Here is a 19,543-nt window from a genome sequence, read left to right as displayed (position 1 = left end):
TTGCCCAGACCTTAAGCTAATAGATGAGCAGTATAACAAACTCCCTTTTATCCATAGTCGTTCCTTTATACAATGAAGAGGACAATGTGGTGTTATTGACGCAAAAAATACATGAGAGCCTAGAGGGATACCAATATCAGATAATCTATATTGATGATTTTTCAACGGACGAAACCCGAAACGTGGTTAAAAAAATGGATGATGACAAAGTCCATCTCATCGAGTTGAAAAAGAATTATGGACAGAGTTTGGCATTGGCCGCCGGAATAGATTATGCCGTAGGGGAATATATTATCACTATGGACGGCGACCTTCAGAACGACCCTTCGGACATACCACAAATGCTCGAATATGCAATCACCGAAGAGTTCGATTTGATAACAGGGATACGTCAGAAAAGAAAGGATTCCCTAGTTAAAAAAATACCATCCAAAATTGCTAATTTCTTGGTGCGAAGGGTGACGAAATTAGATATAAAGGATAACGGATGTGCCCTAAAGGTATTTACCAAGGATATTGCCAAAGGCCTGAACCTTTACGGTGAAATGCACCGCTTCATAACATTATTGGCACATTTAGAAGGTGCTCAAATAAAACAGGTCCCCGTAAAACACCACGCTCGCCATGCGGGAGTATCCAAGTACGGACTAGAAAGGGTTTTTAAGGTAGTGGCCGATATGATGCTATTACTATTTATTAGAAAGTACTTTCAGCGGCCCATACACCTTTTTGGAATTTTTGGGGTGTTGTTGATTATTCTAGGAATCTTTATCAATATTTATCTGCTAATTGTAAAACTTGGTTTTGGTGAGGATATCGGTAGCAGGCCTTTGCTCATTTTTGGAATGATGTTCATCTTGGGGGGAGTCCAATTGTTTACCATAGGCATTGTGATGGAGCTACTTATTCGCACCTACTACGAATCACAGCAAAAAAGACCATATCGAGTTAAAAAAATTACCATAGGTGACGGAAAAGCTGCGTAAAAGGCTCATAACTGTCTTGAAGATCGGCGTTAGTGCAGCTTTAATCTATTTTATTTTCACTAAAATCGATTTTAAAGAAGTAGCCAACACTTTAGAAAAAAGTAATCCTTTTTATTTAATACTTGGTGTTTTGCTAGTTGCGATTTCCAAGGTTTTAGCATCGTTTAGACTCAATCTCTATTTTCATCAGATAGACGTTAAGATAACCCATTTAAGCAACCTTAAACTCTATCTTTTGGGGATGTTCTACAATCTGTTTCTTCCCGGTGGAATTGGCGGTGATGCCTACAAAGGTTATGTAATTCAAAAACAGTACAAATCTGGAACAAAAAAAGTGGTTTCCGTGTTGTTATTGGATAGATTGAGCGGTATGCTACTGATTTTCATTTATGCGTGTATCTGTGCATTTTTAATCAATAACCCAATTTTCACTGAGGTGATCTGGATATTTATTTTAGGAATCCCATTAAGTATTGGCGTATTTTGGTTTCTCCATAAACGATTCTTTTCCTATACGTTACCTATTTTTTGGAAATCCATAGGATATTCCGCTCTTGTGCAGTTTTCACAGCTTGTCTGTATACTATGTGTTTTAAAGTCGTTGTCTATTGACTTGAATATATTTGAATACCTTTTTGTCTTTCTCATTTCTTCCATAGTTTCCGTAGTACCATTGACCATTGGTGGAATAGGAAGTCGAGAGATTACATTTTTGTATGGGGCAAAATGGTTAGGATTAGAGGTGAATACTTCAATAGGCATAAGCCTTACCTTTTTTCTTATCACCGCCTTGATATCCTTTTTAGGTGTTTTTTACCATTTTAAAAAGCCAAAACTGGAAGTTATCGAAACTTAATCGAGATGCAATAAATGCATGTGGTTTAACTTTTTGTGCCTTGTATGGGGATTTAAAAATTTAATCTGTAATCTGGTTATTCGAAATTGATTTACCGTTATTTGTTCGCTCCAATTGATTCCAGAATCCCGAAGTTCCTGTAGTTCGTTGTCGTCCACATATACCCAAGCATCCTCCAAATTTTCTAATGCTGATTTAGTGGTGATTTGTACAGGCTTCCTATTGTAGAAGTCCAAAGCCCAAGTAAATCGCTTTGATATTTTATAAATTTTATCTGTACCTATTTGATATTCAGATATTTTTTCAGCCATAGTAGACCCCGCTTGGTACTCCAACAATGATGGATAAAAATGTGTATTGAGTACGCCATTGAGCAACAGTGAACTGTAGACCGATAAAGTGATGATCCGCATGTAATACTCCTCTCGTTTTAAACAGAAGTACGTTATAACTGCCAGCACAGCAACCAATACGAAATATGAATAAACCGATTGAAATTTAAAAACATGAAAACACACCAGAAGCGAAAAAATAAAAACCAGACTAAGAATAAAATATTGTACCCCCAACAACCCTTTGATTACCGCACTTTTTGAATGTCTATAAAGGCTATGTAGATATGATGCCGATAAAATGGCATACAAAGGCATTAAAATATTGATGTAATGCGGTAGCTTAAACTGTGCTAGACTTATCAGAAAAAACAATACGGTAATCCCACCTAAAGTCAAAAACTCGTATTGCGGTCTGTACTTAAAACGTAGTTTCCAAAAAGTTTTGATTCTATACCAGTAGGCTATCAAAGCCAGTACTGTCCATGGTAAAAACACCCATAAAAATGTATGGAAAAAGAAAAAGAAGTCGTTACTGTTCTTCCCTACTCCTTCACCACTGAGCCTTTCAAAACTTTGCTCCCAAAAAATAAAAAAGATACCGCTCCGATCACTTTTCCCGCGTATCACTTTCTCAGGATGCAAATCAAACTGTAGATAATAGGCGTAGAGCATTGGAGCTATTGTAATTCCAAAAACCAATAGGGCCACAAAAAATTTCCAATTGAACAATCGTTCCCATTTTCTGGTATATGCCAAATGACATAGGATTGAAACGCCTATCACCACTAATGCAATCTGTCCTTTGGTTGAAAAAGCGATTCCAGCTCCAAACGCACCCAGAACAATATTCCAGATTGTATTTTTTTCAATATAAGTTACCAATTGCCATATTGCAAAAATTGTAAACCCAGTCAAAACTGCATCTGTACGCACATCAATTGTGGATAGCACTATGGTTTGGGCAGTCATAAAAATAAGCGCAGAAAATTTACCGATATCTGTATTGTAGAGCAATTTTCCCAATCCATAACAGCTGTGAGCCCCAAGTAGAGTGGCTAAAATACCTGGAATTCTATACGCCCAATCGTAGATTCCAAAAATTTTAAAAGACAAAGCTGCCAACCAATAGTGCATATGTGGTTTATCCAAATACTCTTCAGTTCCTTTTATAAGGGTAAAGAAGTCATTTTCTTGGATCATTCGCATGGCCATAACAGCAAACTGCGCAGAATCGTTCTCAAAAAGGGTCACAAACATTCCGGCGATGTACACCAGAACAACAAGGGAAAGTAAAAACCAATATCTTAAAGATGATATCATGGCCCCAATTTTTGGAATGCAAATATAGCTAACTTGGCAAACAACCATCCAAAAATGATACCAATTGAGATTCCAGTAAGAACATCTAAAGGAAAGTGGACACCAATATAAATTCTACTATAGCCTACAAGAATAGCCCAGACCATTAAAAATATAGGCAAATACTTAATCCTAGAACTCAAAAGCACAGCGAAAAAAGATGCCAATGCCATAGCATTGGACGCATGTGCAGAAAAATAGCCAAACCTTCCACCACAAGATTTTTTTACCAATCTTGCCATTATGTTTATATCCCCATCATGGCATGGGCGTAGCCGTTGGACCCCGTATTTAAAGAAATTGGCCAACTGATCTGTAGCCGTAATCAATAGTGCCACAAAGACCAACACTATCACTGTTCTTTTGGTCCCAAAATGTTTGAAGGTGAAAAACAACAATAATGCATACAGCGGAATTGCACTTAGCTTGTGGGTGATAAATAACCAAAAGCCATCCCAAGTTTCTGTTCCCAATCCGTTCAGGAACAAAAAAAGTTCTTTATCCAGTCTTATGATTTCTTCCAACATGATTATTCGTCATATCTGGAAACTTCCCTATCGTAAAATGCTGTAGCAGCTTCAATCAAGTTTTCTGCTTCCTCGGCCAACTCCTTTTCGTCTTCTTTAGAAAACTCTTCCAACCATTCCACTTCATCATTTTCAAGGTTGATAATAAAGCGAGGGTATTCCGTGTGGACAATAAAAATTGAGTTTGGATAATCTGTATTGTCGCCTAAAAGAAATTTAGGTAATTCCATTTGTTACGTGTTGGATTCCAATATTCTGGAATCTTGTTTATTTTGAATTAGCTTTTTTGTAAGATATTTAAATCGAATATACAACATTACCGCAGATGCGGTAAGGCCTAACAATAATCCCATCCAGATACCCACACTTTTAAATTCGGTGAACAATCCAAAGTAATAACTAACGGGAAAACCAATCAACCAATATGCTATAAAGGTGATAAGTGTCGGAATCTTGACATCTTGAAGGCCTCGCAAGGCGCCAAGTACCACAACCTGTATTCCGTCCGAAATTTGGAAAAAAGCAGCTACGAACAACAGCTTGGCGGCTATAATGATTACCTCTGAGTTATCCATTTGATTTACAATATCATCTACATCCAAATAAATGGTGGGCAACCAATATCTTCCAATAAGAAAGAGAGCAGCAAAAACAATTTCCAGTAAGAACGTTAGAAAAAATATAGATTCCGCAATTCTCCTAAGTTCTTTAAAATCTTGTAATCCTTTTTGGTTGCCCACCCTTACCATCGCAGCGACACTTAATCCCATACCTACCATAAAAGTCATACTACTCAGGTTTAAGGCAATTTGGTTGGCAGCTTGCGCATTTTTACCTAGAACGCCGCTCAACCAGATTGCAGCTGTAAAAATGGCAACTTCGAAAAACATTTGTAAAGCAGAAGGAAAACCAAGGCTAATAATTTTTTTCATTACCGTCTTTTCGATATTCTTAAAATTGAATCCGGTAACGTAGATTTGGAATTTTTCTTTTTGTTTCAACAAAAACCAAATATAGCCGACCATGATAAAGCGAGATACCAAGGTTCCGATAGCAGCACCAACAATACCTAATTTTGGAAATCCAAAAGAACCAAATATCAACAGGTAATTGAGCGTAATATTTATCACATTGGCCAAAATGGTAGCGTACATGGGATATTTTGTTTGGGAAAGTCCCTCAGAAAATTGTTTGAACGCCTGAAATATAATCAACGGAACCAAAGAAAAAGCTACCAACTCTAAATAGGGAATAGCCAACTCCACAACTTCTGGAGGCTGTTTCATGTAATGCAAGAAAGGTTTGCAAAGCAAGATGATTCCAAATAACGAAAGTCCCAATAGTGTGCATAGCACCAGACCGTGTTTTAATGCACTTTTGCCATCAGCTTTGTTACCAGCGCCGTCAGCTTCAGCAACCAAAGGTGTAATTGCTGTTGAAAAACCAATTCCCAAGGACATAGCTATAAATACAAAACTATTTCCCAATGAAACAGCTGCCAATTCTGCTGTCCCCAATTGCCCAACCATAATATTGTCCGCAAAGGCAACGAAAGTGTGACCTAGCATTCCTAAAATCACGGGATATGCCAACCTTAGGTTGTATGCAAACTCTTTTGTGTATTGTTGAAACAATTTTGGAATTTTAAAAGCGCGTAAAGATAACTGGATTAGCTAGATATTAAATAGTTGAAACAAAGTACTTTTTGAAAAAAATCAGATTATAACAGTTTTGCTTCTTCCCAAAAAATATCCATTTCAGCAAGGGTCATATCTTTCAAAGATTTCTGGGCTTCCTTTGCTTTCGCTTCCAGATATTGAAATCTTTTTATAAATTTTTTATTGGTTCTTTCTAATGCATTTTCTGGATTGATATTCAAAAAGCGTGCATAATTGACAAGGGAGAATAGCACATCACCAAACTCAGCCTCTATTTTGTCCTTGTTTTCATTCTCTACTTCTTCCTGTAACTCAGAAAGCTCTTCTTTTACCTTCTCAAATACTTGTTCAGGTCGTTCCCAATCAAAGCCTACACCAGCCACTTTTTCCTGTATTCTGCTTGCTTTGACCAAAGCTGGCAGACTGTTTGGCACGCCTTGGAGTACGCTCTTCTTTCCTTCTTTTAGTTTTATATCTTCCCAATTCTGCTTTACCTCATCTTCACCAGCTACTTTAACATCACCATATATGTGTGGGTGTCTATTGATAAGTTTTTCACAAATTTCATTGGCAACGTCTGCAATATCAAAATCACTGGTTTCCGAACCAATTTTAGCATAGAACACGATGTGCAACAACAAATCCCCAAGCTCTTTTTTCACCTCATCCAAATCATTCTCCAAAATCGCATCTCCAAGCTCGTAAGTCTCTTCTATTGTAAGATGACGAAGTGTTTGCATGGTCTGCTTTTTATCCCAAGGACACTGTGTCCGCAATTCATCCATTATCGTTAAGAGACGGTCAAAAGCTTCTAATTGTTCTGGTCTAGAATTCATCAATCTAATTTTTGACTAAAAGTACAAAGACACAATACTAGCACGTTATGGTTTTTTGGTTTAATTTCGAATACTATCAATGATTTTTCAACATTTGAGTGTATAAATGAAACAACCAATAAAAAAATTTTGCGTTATTTCTCTTTATTTTGCACCTATTAATTACACCACTTTCAAATACTATCAACTATTTTTCAACATTTAAGCATATAAATGAAACACTCGATAAAAGTTCTTTGCATAATTTCCCTTTATTTTGCACCCATCAATTACACCGTTATGGCGCAAGAGAATACCACCGACCAAAGAGTAGATTCATTGTTAAGCCTTATGACCTTAGAAGAAAAGGTAGGGCAAATGAATCAATACAATGGTTTTTGGGACGTTACCGGTCCCGCTCCGCAAGGAGGCAATGCAGCAACAAAATATGAACACCTTAAGAAAGGACTTGTCGGCTCCATGCTCAATGTAACGGGTGCCGAAGAAGTACGGAAATTACAAAAATTAGTAGTTGAGGAAACACGACTTGGCATACCGCTAATTTTTGGTTACGATGTTATACATGGACACAAAACCTTGGCTCCAATTCCTCTTGCCGAGTCTGCAAGCTGGGATTTGGAGGCCATTAAGAACTCCGCAAGAATTGCAGCGACAGAAGCTTCTGCCGTAGGGCTAAACTGGACATTTGCCCCAATGGTAGATATATCAAGAGATCCCAGATGGGGAAGAGTTATGGAAGGTGGAGGAGAAGATCCTTATTTAGGGGCACAAATTGCCAAGGCCCGTGTAAAAGGTTTTCAAGGCGATGATTTGTCCCAACCCAATACCATAGCAGCATGTGCGAAGCATTTTGCCGCTTACGGATTTGCCGAAGCTGGTAAGGAATATAACACTGTAGACATTGGAACCTCTACCCTATTCAATACCGTTTTACCACCTTTTAAGGCGGCAGTCGATGCAGGTGTAAGAACTTTTATGAACGGATTTAATATTCTCAACGGAATCCCCGTTACAGGTGATACATTTTTACAAAGAGATATTTTAAAAGGAAAGTGGGAATTTGATGGATTCGTGGTATCCGATTGGGCTTCTATTGGCGAAATGGCACCTCATGGTTTTGCCAAAGACCTCAAACATTCTGCCGAACTAGGGGCAAAAGCGGGTTCCGACATGGATATGGAGTCCTACGCCTATGTCAACCATTTAGTAGCAAATGTAAAAGAAGGAAAGGTCGATGAAAAAATCATAGATGATGCTGTCCGTCGTATTTTACGAGTAAAGTTTGAGCTAGGATTGTTCGATGACCCTTATCGCTACTGTGATGAGGAAAGGGAGAATGAATTACTGTACCACAAAGACCATCAAGCAGGAGTTTTAGATATAGCACTGAAATCACTCGTTCTTTTAAAAAATGAAGGGGATTTACTCCCGCTTCAAAAAAATCAACAGAAAATAGCCGTGATAGGTGAATTGGCAGATGATAAAAACAGTCCTTTGGGGAGTTGGAGGCTTGGTTCTGATAACAACACAGCTGTTTCGGTATTGGAAGGATTAACAGGATTAGGTATAGACTTTAAATATAGTAGAGGACCCAAAGTCTTCAACAAGGACGCCAATTTCTTAAATGAGGTCGAAGTAAATGAAACCGATACTTCTGGTATGGAAGAAGCTGTTGCATTGGCAAAAGAATCCGAAGTGGTCCTTATGGTTTTAGGAGAACACGGTTTTCAAAGTGGTGAAGGCCGAAGCCGTACCAAACTGGGGATACCGGGATTGCAATTACAACTTTTAAAGGAGGTTTACAAAGTAAACCAAAATGTTGTATTAATTTTGATGAACGGTCGACCGTTGACCATAGATTGGGAAGGCCAGAACATCCCTTCTATTTTGGAGGCATGGCAATTGGGAACCCAAACAGGGAATGCTATTGCCAAAACCCTGTTTGGTGAAAACAACCCAAGCGGAAAGCTGCCCATGACGTTTCCAAGAAGTGTTGGGCAGATACCAATTTATTATAATCATTTTAGTACGGGTAGGCCAAACCCAGAGCCAAACGTGTTTTGGTCACATTATGGTGATGAGAAAAACGAGCCTTTATTTCCCTTTGGCCATGGTTTAAGTTATACGACTTTCGAATATTCGAATTTAGAAATTGACACAGCGGACCAGAAAAATGTTAAGGTATCCGTTATGGTAAAAAATAGTGGAGAGTCAGATGGCGAAGAAGTTGTACAACTCTACATACATGACAAGGTTGCGAGCGTAACAAGACCCGTAAAAGAGCTAAAAGGCTTCGAGAAAGTAAGTTTAGCAGCAGGTGAGACAAAAAAAATAACACTGGTCTTGACCGAGGCAGAATTAGGATTTTACAATCATTCTTATGATTTTTTGGTTGAACCCGGAGAGTTTGGAGTACTGATGGGAACTAATTCTCAAAAAGGACTTACTGGAACATTTACGATAGATTAATTCCCAAAAAAATGAAGGCTTTCCTTATTGCACTGTTATCTCTTTTTACTGTTAATGCACAGCAAAATTTTCCATTTGCTGATGAGGTTAGGGAAATCAGCAAAAAAACGGATTCTATATGGGACGCTGACAAGGAAACCATTGTTTTTACGGGCAGTTCCAGTATTCGATTTTGGAAAGATCTTCAAGAACGATTTCCAGAGAAACAGGTATTGAATACTGGATTTGGAGGTTCTCAGGCATCTGATCTAGAACGGTATCTGAACGATTTGGTTTTGGATTATAATCCCACACAAGTTTTTATTTATGAGGGCGACAACGATATCAACGCAAAGAAAAGACCTAAGGCAATACTTACTACGCTGATCAATATTACAAATCGTCTGAAAGAAAAAAATCAGGAAATGAAAATTGTTTTGATTTCTGCTAAACCCAGCATTTCTAGATGGCACTTAAGGGGAAAATATAAACGTTTGAACAGAAGGATGCACCGATATGCCATTGACACGAAAGGTATCTATTTTGCGGATGTCTGGAACACGATGCTCAATAATAGGAGGTTAAAGAAGGACCTCTTCATTTCGGACGGACTGCATATGAACTCAAAAGGATATGATATTTGGTACGAAGTCATCAAAAATCATATTTATAAAACAAACCCCTAGTATGTTATCAAAAGCCTTGTTAATTTTAAGTGTAGTCACTTTTATAGCTGCATGCCAACCACAGAAAGAAGAAATCAATTTTCCCAAAACGGACCTTGCGGTAAACGCATTGATTCCAAAACCCTTAAAAGTTGTTCCGACCCATACGGCTTTTGGACTATCAAAAAATACGGTCATATTAACTTCTTCTGCCAACACCGAACTTGAAGAAGTAGGTCTTTTTCTATCTAACAAGATAAAATCCAAGATTGGTTTGGATATCGATGTCAATATCCTGAACAGTGAAAAGCAGTTTGAACAATTCATTTATATCAATTTGTCCGATAGTATTGATTTAGATTCTCCTGAATCCTATCAGCTGTATATAAAAAAAGATTCCATATTTCTTAATGCGAAAACGGTTTCCGGTGCTTTTAGGGGAGTACAGACCATAAGGCAACTTATCCCAGAAAAAAGTAACGACACGCTTACGGATTACCCATTATGGCCGGTTCCATCTGGGGAAATCTGGGACAAGCCAAAATTTGAATACCGAGGTGCCATGTTAGACGTTGCCAGGCATTTTTTTAGTGTAGAAGACGTTAAAAAATACATGGATGTTTTGGCATATTATAAATACAACGCATTGCACCTACATCTCTCTGACGACCAAGGTTGGCGAATAGAAGTGAAATCTTGGCCAAAGCTTGCTCAAATTGGTGGCAAAACTGAAGTTGGCGGTGGAGAAGGTGGTTTTTATACCCAAGAAGATTATAAAGAATTGGTAAAGTACGCTGCGGAACGTTTTATTACAATTATTCCAGAAATAGATATGCCGGGCCATACCAACGCAGCTTCTGTGAGTTATCCTTTTTTAAACGGAAACGGAAAAAAGCTGAAACCTTACACTGGTATGCGGGTGGGTTTTAGCACTTTTGATACCCGTAAAGACACCGTTTATTCATTCTTGGATGATGTCATCGGTGAAATAGCTGCCATTACTCCAGGTCCTTATTTTCATATTGGAGGCGATGAGAGTTTTGTCACAAAAAAAAGGGATTATAACTATTTTATTGAAAGAGTCGAGGATATCGTTCAAAAGCATGGAAAACAAATGATAGGTTGGGATGAAATTGCACATGCTAAAATTGATTCGACCACTATAGCACAGCACTGGAAGATAACATCGAATGCGATCAAAGCTTTTGAAAACAACAATAAAATAATTTTATCTCCTGGGGAAAAAGCGTATTTGGATATGAAATACGATTCACTTTCCAAGCATGGGTTGCATTGGGCCGGGTACATTCCTGTTGATGTAGCATATAACTGGAATCCGGAAACCTATGTACCAGGACTTCCAAAAGAGGCCATTTTAGGTATTGAAGCACCTCTCTGGTCAGAAACTATTTCTACTATTGAAGAGTTGGAGTATTTGGCGTTCCCAAGGGCCATAGGCTATGCGGAACTAGGATGGTCAACTTCAGAGCATTTAAACTGGGAAGACTATAAAGAGCGATTGGCTAAACAACTGCCCTTTTTAGATATGATGAACATAAAATACTACCCTACTAAACTTGTGGATTGGGAAAAATAACTATTCTTCCTCATCGGAAGTAACGGGTACGTCCTCTTCATCCTTAGAAGAAAAATCATCTATTTTATTATCAACAAGGATATTGTACCATTGAATAATCTTCTTTATATCACTGGCATATACCCTATCCTCATCATAATTTGGTAATACTTCAAAGAAATATTCCTCAAGTGCAATCTTTTCAGCTTTGTGGCTGATGCTTGTTTTTTTTCCTTCTTCCTTGTCCTTCATTTTTTGAAAGACCTCTCTCAGTGGTATTTCTTCTTCCAGGGTATAAATGGCTATTTCGGAAAGAACACTTACATTACTGCGCATTCCAACGGTAATGCGTTTTCCATCTAGTAGCGATTCCCCAACAAAACCAGTTCTAGTCTGGGTCAACAACTTAAAAAGTCCAGGTTTACCACCAATCGATAAAATCTTGTCCAATGCCATGTATAATTATTTTATGGGCGCAAAATTATACTTTTATACCAAACGTAAATTTTTTTAACGTGCTTTTTTTATGCTTGGAAAACGCATTCTATACTCTATGCTGATTTTTCCCTTGGAAATCTTGTCCAACCTACTTTTTAAAAGTCGCTTTTTAAGTGAAGAAAGCTTATCCGTAAAGAGAATACCTTCAATATGGTCATACTCATGTTGAATTACTCTTGCCAATAATCCATCATAAGTTTCGGTATGTACTTTGAAGTTCTCATCAAGATAGCTTATCCTAATTTTTGGTTTGCGTTTTACATCTTCACGAATATCGGGAATACTTAGGCATCCCTCATTAAAGTCCCACTCATCCCCAGTTTCTTCTTCAATTTTTGCATTGATGAATACTTTTTTAAATCCATCCAATGCTTTTTGCTCTTCTGCACTTAGATCTTCGTCATCTGAAAAAGGCGTGGTATCTACCAAAAATAAGCGGATAGGCAATCCTATCTGGGGAGCCGCCAAACCCACACCACGGGCATTGTACATGGTCTCCCACATATTTTCGACCAAATCGTTCAGTTTTGGATAGTCTTGCGTTATGTCTTTTGCGACTTTCCGTAAAACGGGGTCTCCGTAAGCAACTATGGGTAAAATCATAAAGTTAAATTCTGTTTAGATACGCTTGTAATATCAGCGTTGCACTTATTTCATCGACTAAGGCCTTATTTTGACGCTTCTTCTTTTTCATTCCGCTATCCAGCATGGACTGAAATGCCATTTTAGAAGTAAACCGCTCATCTTGCCGTTCCACTTTTACTTTTGGGAATCTTGCCGACAATTTGTTCAAAAAGACCTGGATAAGTTCTTCGGATTCGGAGGGTGTATTGTCCATTTGTTTAGGTAATCCTACTACGAAAACTTCAACGACTTCATGTTTCAAATAATCTGCAAGAAATGGAATTAAATCTTTGGTTTCAACAGTAGTCAAACCTGAAGCGATCAACTGAAGTTCATCAGTGACCGCTATACCCGTCCTAACCCTTCCATAATCCAAAGCAACGATTCTGGCCAAATCTAAAATTTTGGCAAAAATAAACCTAAAAATGTTATAGACTTAAATTAGTCCCCATTATTCTGATGAGCCCATTATCTTTGTCAAAATTTTTTATAAAAATGGATCAATTAAAGTCAATCATAGAAAAAGCTTGGGACGATAGAGAATTGTTGAAAGAAGCTAGCATACAAGATACCATTAGAGAAGTCATAAATCTAATAGATTTAGGAATGTTGCGTTGTGCAGAACCAAGCGATTCCGGTTGGCAGATCAATGAATGGGTCAAAAAAGCTGTTGTCCTTTATTTTCCCATACAGCAAATGGAGGTTCTAGAAGCAGGTATCTTTGAGTACCATGATAAAATTCCACTAAAAAAAGGATATCAAGAAAAAGGTGTTCGTGTTGTTCCGCACGCCGTGGCAAGACATGGTGCCTACATTTCCAAAGGAACTATTTTAATGCCCAGCTATGTAAATATAGGTGCCTATGTAGATGAGGGCACTATGGTAGATACTTGGGCAACCGTAGGGAGTTGTGCGCAAATTGGGAAGAATGTACACTTAAGTGGCGGTGTAGGTATTGGTGGTGTCCTAGAACCTTTACAAGCGGCTCCCGTGATTATTGAGGACAATGCCTTTATTGGTTCCAGATGTATTGTTGTTGAAGGTGTACGTGTTGAAAAAGAAGCCGTCCTAGGCGCCAATGTCGTACTGACCGCATCAACAAAAATAATCGATGTAACAGCAGAAGAACCTATTGAACTTAAAGGTAGGGTTCCTGCAAGATCAGTGGTGATTCCAGGGAGTTATACCAAAAAATTCGCAGCAGGCGAATATCAGGTGCCATGTGCCTTGATCATTGGTAAGCGCAAAGAAAGTACAGATAAGAAAACTTCTCTCAATAATGCGTTAAGAGAACACGATGTAGCTGTTTAAATGCTATTTGCTGGTGCCAGAATAGAAAACTCAAATATCATTGAAGTGAAGCTGCAAGACTTTTTCCATTGCAGCTTTCAAATAATGACCTTTGGCTATTTTAGTTCTGGCGATTTTTACATTTTTCATGATTGTCGAATAATCTTCGTTGGATAGTTGGTCCAAGGTCTTTTCTAAATCACTTAAAGAATCTATGGTCAGCCCTAAGTTTTCTTTTTCTATGAATTTGGCCATTGCCGCTTTTTTCCAGATGATTACAGGCAACCCACAGAGCAAATACAATGATGTCTTGTGCGGGTTATTGTATTGCAGGTATTTACCAAATTCGCCAGAGCACTCATCAATCGAATTACCATTCCATACCAAGCCAAAAGATCCTGATATTTTGTCAATAACTTCATCTGGTGAGAATACGCCTTGGTAATCTAAAATTGAAGAACTTGGGTCAACAGCTTCCTTGTTGAACCCTCCTCCATATAGTTTTAGCACATAATTTTCATGCCCTAAATTATCCGTACTATATAAAAACTCGCTTTTTTCTTTACCCAGACCTCCTGCAAAAACAACTTCAACAGGCATGCTATCATTTTTAGGAATTTCTTTTGTTATAGGGTGTATATAGTCGAATATTTCATTGGTTACCATTTTTGCTTTGCAACCATTCTCTTCAAACCACTTTTTCATGGATTCATTATGCACTATCAAATAATCAGCTTTATTAAACTTTCTTATTTCACCAGCTGCATCTTTTCTTTTCCCCATTAAGAATTTAACATCATGGACAATAATGATAAGCGTACATTTTTTAAAAGAAGCAAAAAAAACAACCAGATTAAAAAATTTGCTCAATGGATACTGCATACAAAATATAGAGCCAAAAGGCAAACGAAGAAGACCTTTCATGATACCAAAAAAGCTTATAACGGCACCAACAGCAGAACTTGGGTGGTTACTTTGTTTGAAACCTAAATTTTTAAAGCCCACTTTCGTCAAAATAGTCTCGCAATCCATTTTTGGTTTGGAAGCGGCGTTTCTAGAAAACTTATAATTTCTTGAAACATAGAAAAGATTTTTAGATCGCATATTTAGGTTAGGTTTGCTTTTGCAAATATATCTCTTTTAAGGTATCATCATTAGTCATAAAATACTTCTCATTTTTCATCAACATCCTATCTTTGGTGAAATTTTTGTTTTATATGTCCAAAAATCGAGAATACGACTACCTAATTGTTGGTGCCGGGCTTTTTGGTGCCGTTTTTGCACATGAAGCAACCAAAAAAAGTAAGAAGTGCTTAGTAATCGACAAACGTAATCATCTTGGTGGAAATACCTACTGTGAAAGCATTGAAGGTATAAATGTCCATAAATACGGAGCTCATATATTCCATACAAATGATAAATTCATTTGGGACTATGTGAATAGTTTTGTTCCCTTTAACAGATATACAAATTCCCCTTTGGCCAATTATAAAGGAGCTCTCTACAATCTACCGTTCAATATGAATACTTTCCACCAACTTTGGAACGTAAAAACACCAGATGAAGCTAAAGCAATAATTGACAAACAAACCAAAGAACACAAAACAAAACGACCAACCAATCTTGAAGAACAGGCACTTTCCTTGGTTGGAAAAGATATTTATGAGAAACTGATAAAGGGATACACAGAAAAGCAGTGGGGAAGAAAGGCAACACAACTTCCCGCTTTTATTATTAAAAGGCTGCCCCTGCGTTTTACGTTCGACAATAATTATTTTAACGACACCTACCAAGGCATACCCATTGGCGGATACAATATGCTTACAAATGGACTATTAAATGGAATTGAATGCAGAACTGGAATTGATTTTTTTGAAGATAGAAAAAGCTTAAGCAACTTAGCCGACAACATTGTTTTTACCGGAAAAATAGATGAATTCTATGACTATTCTCTCGGTAGATTGGAATATAGAAGCTTAGAATTTAAACACAAAATTTTAAAGAAGTCCAATTTTCAGGGGAACGCTGTTGTAAACTATACAGATGCCAGCATTCCCTACACACGCATCTTAGAACATAAGCACTTTGAATTTGGCAATCAAGAAAATACCATTATCACAGAAGAATACCCTTTAGAAGCCTCAATAAAAAATGAACCATATTATCCCATCAACGATACTAAAAATACCAATTTATACAAAGCTTATAAGGAAATGTCCGAAAAAGATCAGGTTATTTTTGGAGGTAGACTGGCTGAGTATAAGTATTATGACATGCACCAAATTATTGGAGCCGCTTTGGCCAGAACCAAAAAAATATTCAATTAAGCAGATAAATAACCAATTTCATTTTGCCTTGGGCGCAACCTTATATCCATTTTTCATCTCATTAATAGCAGACGACTTAAACCAAAAAAAACAGCTTAAATGTTAAAATTTATTCAATAAAGTAGGAGTTTAACATTTTCGATTGTTGTAAGAAAATAATACGATAAACAATTTTTACCCCATTATTTTGTTATAATTTTGTAATAGTTCACCAATGAATAAATTTGAATTGAGCAACCCAGAGCAAAAACTATCGGCATTGATCATTACTTATAATGAAATAGGATATATCGAAAGATGTTTAGAGTCCATATCATTTGCCGATGAAATAATTGTCGTTGATTCTTATAGTACGGATGGAACCTATGAGTTTTTAACCAATCATCCCAAAGTAAAGGTTATCCAAAATCCATTCGAGAATTTTACAGCACAAAAATCCTTTGCCCTTAAGCAAGCTACAAACGATTGGATACTGTTTGTGGATGCTGATGAAGTCGTTACCGATAAACTTGAAAAAGAAATTTTAGATACTATAAATGACCCAAATGCCCATGAAGCTTATTGGTTCTACCGCAAATTTATGTTTCAAAACACTCCATTAAATTATAGTGGTTGGCAAACAGATAAAAACCATAGGTTATTTAGAAAAAGTAAAGCGCATTTTACGGACAAAAAGATTGTCCATGAAACCTTGGAAGTGGATGGAACTTCTGGTATTCTAAAAGAACGACTAACACACTATTGCTACAAAGATTATAATGATTACAAAGGGAAAATGCTTCGTTATGGCCAGTTAAAGGCTAAAGAAGCTTTTTATAAAGAAAAAAAATTCAGTTATGTTGCTATGACTTTCAAACCCTTATGGAAATTCTTTAACCATTACTTTTTAAGACTTGGATTCTTGGACGGAAAAAGAGGGTTTACGATTTCCTATTTGAATGCTTTAGGGGTTCTAGAAAGATTTAGAGAATTGAAAAGACTGGAAAAGAAAAATGAGCTCACTTATTATTTAGTAATGCCATAATGGCTCCACACTAATTTTTTATTTCTAGTTTCTTTACGAATAGCTACATTCTTTTTGATAGATTCAGGTGTTTTATACCCTCTTTTATGGTCAAGATGTACGCAAACAGCACTATATCGCAATTGTTTTGATTTTAATCCAAAATTGAACAGGCGTTCCCCCAACTCTCTATCTTGACCGCCATATTGCATACGCTCATCAAAACCATTTACATTTAGAATATCTTTCTTCCATCCAGAAGAATTGTGTCCGTTCCAACTGGCGTTTGTCGGAGTAAATGTATTTAAGAAATTGGAAATCAAACCTTTAGCAGTCAACTTGTTGTTTTTAAAGGTTTTTGGGATGCCTTTCTCTTTCAGCCAATTGATATTAAAACAATTTTGTTGCTCAATATCTTCTTTGCTAATCATTTTGGAAATATTCATGGGCAACATATAATACCCTCCAGAAATAAAATAACCTTTCTCCTTATTGATATAATGAACTTCAACAAAATCTTCCCTTGGAATGCAATCCCCATCGGTCATAATGATGTAATCGGCATTACACGCCTCTACCGACTTGTTAAGAATTCTTGATTTCTGAAAACCCTCATCTTCTTGCCAAACATGTACTATGTTATAAAAAACCTTTTTGGCCATTGCATCCAATAACGTCTTAGTTTTAGGTCCAGAGCCATCATCTGCAATGACAACTTCAAAATCCTTAAATATTTGATAGTTAAAGCCCCATAGCACTTTCTCTAACCATTCTTCAGAATTATATGTACTGACAATAACCGATATTTTAGGAGGGTCTTTTTCTTCTATATTCATCTTGACAAAAATAGTAAAGTCTGTAATTTAAAGGATAACTTTACAATACGATTTCATTCTTTCTCTTTAACCTATGAAAAAAATCGCTCTTATTGAATTTAACACGTATCATGATGAGTGTATATACTCTCAGATTAAATTCTTGAAGGAATCGGAATACCTAATCACACTTATCGTAAGTCCCCAAATTCTAGAAAGGGCCAATGAGTATTTGCATCTAGTTGAGAAAAGTGTTGTTTACGATGGGAAATCAACTAAAAACATTCTTGAAAAAATTAATAAAATTTTTAAGCTATCAAAGTATCTTTCAAAAAACAAAGTAGAAACCGTAGTCTTTAATACGGCAAGTTCAAGATTAGAGGTAATAGTTTTGAGTAATCTCCTAAAAGGAAAAGCTAATCTTTTTGGTATTCTTCACAATTTGAAAAAGGTAAACCATAGCCTATCTCAGAAACTGATCAATAGGGCGATAAAAAAATTCTTTGTCTTAAATGATTTCTTATTGGATTCAAACGACTTGAAAAATCAGTCAATAGAATTGAGTAGCTTTTACCCCATTTTTTTTCCTGAATATTCTACTTCAAACATTTCAAAACCAAAGAAAGAAATCTGGATAAGCATACCGGGAAAGCTAGATTTTAATCGAAGGGATTATGATATATTAACCGACGCACTTTTACAAATAAAACCAGTTGAAAATATAAAAATCCTGATTCTCGGCAGAACCAATGGGTCAGAAGAAAAAAATAAACAATTTCTTGATAACATAAAGTCAAATGGTGTACGGGACAACTTCGTTCTTTTCGATTCCTTTATTGAGGATGCCCTTTTTCATGAATATATTTCCAAGTCAGATTATGTTTTGCTTCCACTAAAACATGTTGGGGAAAACTATTCCAAATACAAAATAATGGGTAGTTATAATTTGGCTTTTGCTTACAGAAAAAATTTGATTTCTCCTAAAGGACTAAGTCATATTGAAGATTTCAACTTACATGCTGTTTTTTATAATGATGTTGAGGAACTGGCCAAAGTTTTAAAAAATATTTGCAAAAACTCTGAGAAATATAAACAACCTTACGACGGTGAAAAGTGGAATTTTGAAGCACAGAAAAACAAGTATATCAATTTTTTGGAAAAGTAACAGTAATTCCTAATATGGTTGAAGAAATCAATAACTGCATAAAAGTTCTAAAAGAAGGAGACTCAATCCTTTTCCCCGCTGAAACCGGATGGCGTATAGGCTGTGATGCTACAAATGAAAAAGCTGTCGAAAAGATCTATGAACTCATAAAAAGCGTGGATGCCAATCAATTTGTTTGCTTAGTTTCCAACCAAGCTATGGTAGAACGTCATGTGACCGAAGTACCTGAGGCTGCCTATGACATCATGGATTTAGCCAATAAACCCACCACCATAATTTTTGACAGACCCAAAGGAATAGCAAAAAGCCTTGTTGCCAAAGATAATACGCTCGCTTTTAGAGTAGCTTCAGATAAATTCTGCCAATACTTGATCAACAAGTTTCGGAAACCGATAGTTTCTACATCTATAGAAATCTTAGGTGCTCCGACACCTAATCTTGCAAAAGAGATCTACCCAGAAATTTTAAAAGGAGTGGACTATGTGGTAAATTTGCAACTAGAAAAAGAAAATCCTTCCCCTTCATCCATAATTAAGCTTAGTAATGATGGTCAGGTCAAGGTAATCAGGGTATAG

20 protein-coding genes are annotated in these 19,543 nt (G+C 36.8%); 10 read left to right on the top strand and 10 right to left on the bottom strand.

Annotated features, from left to right (window positions below; all coding sequences use genetic code 11):
* Nucleotides 1–23 precede the first annotated feature (23 nt).
* Both LV716_RS13220 and LV716_RS13215 read left to right on the top strand, forming a co-directional pair.
* Nucleotides 24–986 (top strand): glycosyltransferase family 2 protein, encoded by a 963-nt coding sequence (locus tag LV716_RS13220; protein ID WP_163418265.1) that lies wholly within the window; start codon nucleotides 24–26, stop codon nucleotides 984–986.
* The gene (locus LV716_RS13215; RefSeq protein WP_163418264.1) at nucleotides 967–1,842 is read left to right on the top strand and encodes a lysylphosphatidylglycerol synthase transmembrane domain-containing protein; all 876 of its coding nucleotides are present in this window, start codon (nucleotides 967–969) and stop codon (nucleotides 1,840–1,842) included. The genes LV716_RS13220 and LV716_RS13215 overlap by 20 nt, the downstream gene beginning before the upstream one ends.
* Here LV716_RS13215 and LV716_RS13210 read toward each other — a convergent pair.
* The 5 genes from LV716_RS13210 to mazG all read right to left on the bottom strand — a co-directional run bounded on the left by LV716_RS13210 (nucleotide 1,839) and on the right by mazG (nucleotide 6,557).
* Nucleotides 1,839–3,497, bottom strand: coding sequence for a glycosyltransferase family 39 protein (locus LV716_RS13210; protein WP_163418263.1), 1,659 nt, complete (start codon nucleotides 3,495–3,497; stop codon nucleotides 1,839–1,841). The genes LV716_RS13215 and LV716_RS13210 overlap by 4 nt on opposite strands.
* Nucleotides 3,494–4,063, bottom strand: coding sequence for a phosphatase PAP2 family protein (locus tag LV716_RS13205; protein ID WP_163418262.1), 570 nt, complete (start codon nucleotides 4,061–4,063; stop codon nucleotides 3,494–3,496). Before LV716_RS13205 ends, LV716_RS13210 begins: the two co-directional genes overlap by 4 nt.
* A gap of 2 nt (nucleotides 4,064–4,065) precedes the next feature.
* The gene (locus LV716_RS13200; protein WP_163418261.1) at nucleotides 4,066–4,293 is read right to left on the bottom strand and encodes a hypothetical protein; all 228 of its coding nucleotides are present in this window, start codon (nucleotides 4,291–4,293) and stop codon (nucleotides 4,066–4,068) included.
* Nucleotides 4,294–4,296: 3 nt separating this feature from the next.
* Nucleotides 4,297–5,697 (bottom strand): MATE family efflux transporter, encoded by a 1,401-nt coding sequence (locus LV716_RS13195; RefSeq protein ID WP_163418260.1) that lies wholly within the window; start codon nucleotides 5,695–5,697, stop codon nucleotides 4,297–4,299.
* An 86-nt stretch (nucleotides 5,698–5,783) separates the two neighbouring features.
* Complete coding sequence (gene mazG, locus LV716_RS13190) at nucleotides 5,784–6,557, bottom strand: nucleoside triphosphate pyrophosphohydrolase (protein WP_163418259.1); 774 nt, start codon at nucleotides 6,555–6,557, stop codon at nucleotides 5,784–5,786.
* 213 nt (nucleotides 6,558–6,770) lie between these two features.
* On the opposite strand from mazG, the gene bglX reads away from it, so the two are divergent.
* The 3 genes from bglX to LV716_RS13175 are packed head-to-tail and all read left to right on the top strand — an operon-like array spanning nucleotide 6,771 to nucleotide 11,267.
* Nucleotides 6,771–9,026 carry a beta-glucosidase BglX gene (gene bglX / locus LV716_RS13185; protein ID WP_163418258.1) on the top strand — a complete coding sequence of 752 codons (2,256 nt, stop codon included), beginning with the start codon at nucleotides 6,771–6,773 and terminating at the stop codon, nucleotides 9,024–9,026.
* Between the two features lie 11 nt (nucleotides 9,027–9,037).
* Nucleotides 9,038–9,691 (top strand): GDSL-type esterase/lipase family protein, encoded by a 654-nt coding sequence (locus LV716_RS13180; protein ID WP_163418257.1) that lies wholly within the window; start codon nucleotides 9,038–9,040, stop codon nucleotides 9,689–9,691.
* Between the two features lies 1 nt (nucleotide 9,692).
* On the top strand, nucleotides 9,693–11,267 hold the full coding sequence (locus LV716_RS13175) for a family 20 glycosylhydrolase (RefSeq protein WP_163418256.1): 1,575 nt from the start codon (nucleotides 9,693–9,695) through the stop codon (nucleotides 11,265–11,267).
* Here the strand turns inward: LV716_RS13175 and LV716_RS13170 are convergent, their stop codons facing one another.
* Genes LV716_RS13170 through ruvX form a run of 3 tightly spaced genes read right to left on the bottom strand, consistent with a single transcriptional unit; the run spans nucleotide 11,268 to nucleotide 12,762 of the window.
* Nucleotides 11,268–11,702, bottom strand: a complete 435-nt coding sequence (locus LV716_RS13170; protein WP_163418255.1) for a DUF5606 domain-containing protein — start codon at nucleotides 11,700–11,702, stop codon at nucleotides 11,268–11,270.
* A 54-nt stretch (nucleotides 11,703–11,756) separates the two neighbouring features.
* Nucleotides 11,757–12,347, bottom strand: a complete 591-nt coding sequence (gene def, locus LV716_RS13165; protein ID WP_163418254.1) for a peptide deformylase — start codon at nucleotides 12,345–12,347, stop codon at nucleotides 11,757–11,759.
* Between the two features lie 4 nt (nucleotides 12,348–12,351).
* Entirely contained in the window at nucleotides 12,352–12,762 is a 411-nt protein-coding gene (ruvX, locus tag LV716_RS13160) for a Holliday junction resolvase RuvX (protein WP_163418253.1), read from the bottom strand.
* Nucleotides 12,763–12,863: 101 nt separating this feature from the next.
* Here ruvX and LV716_RS13155 point away from each other — a divergent pair, with 101 nt between their 5' ends.
* Nucleotides 12,864–13,679, top strand: a complete 816-nt coding sequence (locus LV716_RS13155; RefSeq protein ID WP_163418252.1) for a 2,3,4,5-tetrahydropyridine-2,6-dicarboxylate N-succinyltransferase — start codon at nucleotides 12,864–12,866, stop codon at nucleotides 13,677–13,679.
* Nucleotides 13,680–13,709: 30 nt separating this feature from the next.
* Here the strand turns inward: LV716_RS13155 and LV716_RS13150 are convergent, their stop codons facing one another.
* On the bottom strand, nucleotides 13,710–14,762 hold the full coding sequence (locus LV716_RS13150) for a beta-1,6-galactofuranosyltransferase (protein ID WP_163418251.1): 1,053 nt from the start codon (nucleotides 14,760–14,762) through the stop codon (nucleotides 13,710–13,712).
* Between the two features lie 113 nt (nucleotides 14,763–14,875).
* Between LV716_RS13150 and glf the strand changes: the two genes are divergently transcribed.
* Together glf and LV716_RS13140 are read left to right on the top strand one after the other, a co-directional pair.
* The gene (gene glf, locus LV716_RS13145) at nucleotides 14,876–15,985 is read left to right on the top strand and encodes a UDP-galactopyranose mutase (RefSeq protein WP_163418250.1); all 1,110 of its coding nucleotides are present in this window, start codon (nucleotides 14,876–14,878) and stop codon (nucleotides 15,983–15,985) included.
* Between the two features lie 214 nt (nucleotides 15,986–16,199).
* Nucleotides 16,200–17,009 carry a glycosyltransferase family 2 protein gene (locus LV716_RS13140; RefSeq protein WP_163418249.1) on the top strand — a complete coding sequence of 270 codons (810 nt, stop codon included), beginning with the start codon at nucleotides 16,200–16,202 and terminating at the stop codon, nucleotides 17,007–17,009.
* Here the strand turns inward: LV716_RS13140 and LV716_RS13135 are convergent.
* Nucleotides 16,991–17,824 carry a glycosyltransferase family 2 protein gene (locus LV716_RS13135; RefSeq protein ID WP_163418248.1) on the bottom strand — a complete coding sequence of 278 codons (834 nt, stop codon included), beginning with the start codon at nucleotides 17,822–17,824 and terminating at the stop codon, nucleotides 16,991–16,993. The two genes, LV716_RS13140 and LV716_RS13135, sit on opposite strands and share 19 nt — an antisense overlap.
* A gap of 73 nt (nucleotides 17,825–17,897) precedes the next feature.
* Between LV716_RS13135 and LV716_RS13130 the strand changes: the two genes are divergently transcribed.
* Nucleotides 17,898–18,968 carry a hypothetical protein gene (locus LV716_RS13130; protein ID WP_163418247.1) on the top strand — a complete coding sequence of 357 codons (1,071 nt, stop codon included), beginning with the start codon at nucleotides 17,898–17,900 and terminating at the stop codon, nucleotides 18,966–18,968.
* Nucleotides 18,969–18,982: 14 nt separating this feature from the next.
* Complete coding sequence (locus LV716_RS13125; protein WP_163418246.1) at nucleotides 18,983–19,543, top strand: L-threonylcarbamoyladenylate synthase; 561 nt, start codon at nucleotides 18,983–18,985, stop codon at nucleotides 19,541–19,543.

Source organism: Flagellimonas sp. HMM57, from assembly GCF_021390175.1.
Taxonomy (GTDB): Bacteria; Bacteroidota; Bacteroidia; order Flavobacteriales; family Flavobacteriaceae; genus Flagellimonas.
The sequence above is the reverse complement of the archived record's forward strand: the minus strand, read 5'-3'. Positions and strand labels throughout refer to the sequence as shown.

What these genes read in the sequence shown, in the direction of transcription:
- LV716_RS13150 (WP_163418251.1), bottom strand. Translation starts at nt 14,762, where the DNA reads ATGCGATCTAAAAATCTTTTCTATGTTTCAAGAAATTATAAGTTTTCT.
- LV716_RS13140 (WP_163418249.1), top strand. Translation starts at nt 16,200, where the DNA reads ATGAATAAATTTGAATTGAGCAACCCAGAGCAAAAACTATCGGCATTG.
- LV716_RS13220 (WP_163418265.1), top strand. Translation starts at nt 24, where the DNA reads ATGAGCAGTATAACAAACTCCCTTTTATCCATAGTCGTTCCTTTATAC.
- LV716_RS13200 (WP_163418261.1), bottom strand. Translation starts at nt 4,293, where the DNA reads ATGGAATTACCTAAATTTCTTTTAGGCGACAATACAGATTATCCAAAC.
- LV716_RS13130 (WP_163418247.1), top strand. Translation starts at nt 17,898, where the DNA reads ATGAAAAAAATCGCTCTTATTGAATTTAACACGTATCATGATGAGTGT.
- bglX (WP_163418258.1), top strand. Translation starts at nt 6,771, where the DNA reads ATGAAACACTCGATAAAAGTTCTTTGCATAATTTCCCTTTATTTTGCA.
- LV716_RS13135 (WP_163418248.1), bottom strand. Translation starts at nt 17,824, where the DNA reads ATGAATATAGAAGAAAAAGACCCTCCTAAAATATCGGTTATTGTCAGT.
- LV716_RS13175 (WP_163418256.1), top strand. Translation starts at nt 9,693, where the DNA reads ATGTTATCAAAAGCCTTGTTAATTTTAAGTGTAGTCACTTTTATAGCT.
- def (WP_163418254.1), bottom strand. Translation starts at nt 12,347, where the DNA reads ATGATTTTACCCATAGTTGCTTACGGAGACCCCGTTTTACGGAAAGTC.
- LV716_RS13180 (WP_163418257.1), top strand. Translation starts at nt 9,038, where the DNA reads ATGAAGGCTTTCCTTATTGCACTGTTATCTCTTTTTACTGTTAATGCA.
- LV716_RS13205 (WP_163418262.1), bottom strand. Translation starts at nt 4,063, where the DNA reads ATGTTGGAAGAAATCATAAGACTGGATAAAGAACTTTTTTTGTTCCTG.
- glf (WP_163418250.1), top strand. Translation starts at nt 14,876, where the DNA reads ATGTCCAAAAATCGAGAATACGACTACCTAATTGTTGGTGCCGGGCTT.
- LV716_RS13155 (WP_163418252.1), top strand. Translation starts at nt 12,864, where the DNA reads ATGGATCAATTAAAGTCAATCATAGAAAAAGCTTGGGACGATAGAGAA.
- LV716_RS13170 (WP_163418255.1), bottom strand. Translation starts at nt 11,702, where the DNA reads ATGGCATTGGACAAGATTTTATCGATTGGTGGTAAACCTGGACTTTTT.
- mazG (WP_163418259.1), bottom strand. Translation starts at nt 6,557, where the DNA reads ATGAATTCTAGACCAGAACAATTAGAAGCTTTTGACCGTCTCTTAACG.
- LV716_RS13125 (WP_163418246.1), top strand. Translation starts at nt 18,983, where the DNA reads ATGGTTGAAGAAATCAATAACTGCATAAAAGTTCTAAAAGAAGGAGAC.
- LV716_RS13210 (WP_163418263.1), bottom strand. Translation starts at nt 3,497, where the DNA reads ATGATATCATCTTTAAGATATTGGTTTTTACTTTCCCTTGTTGTTCTG.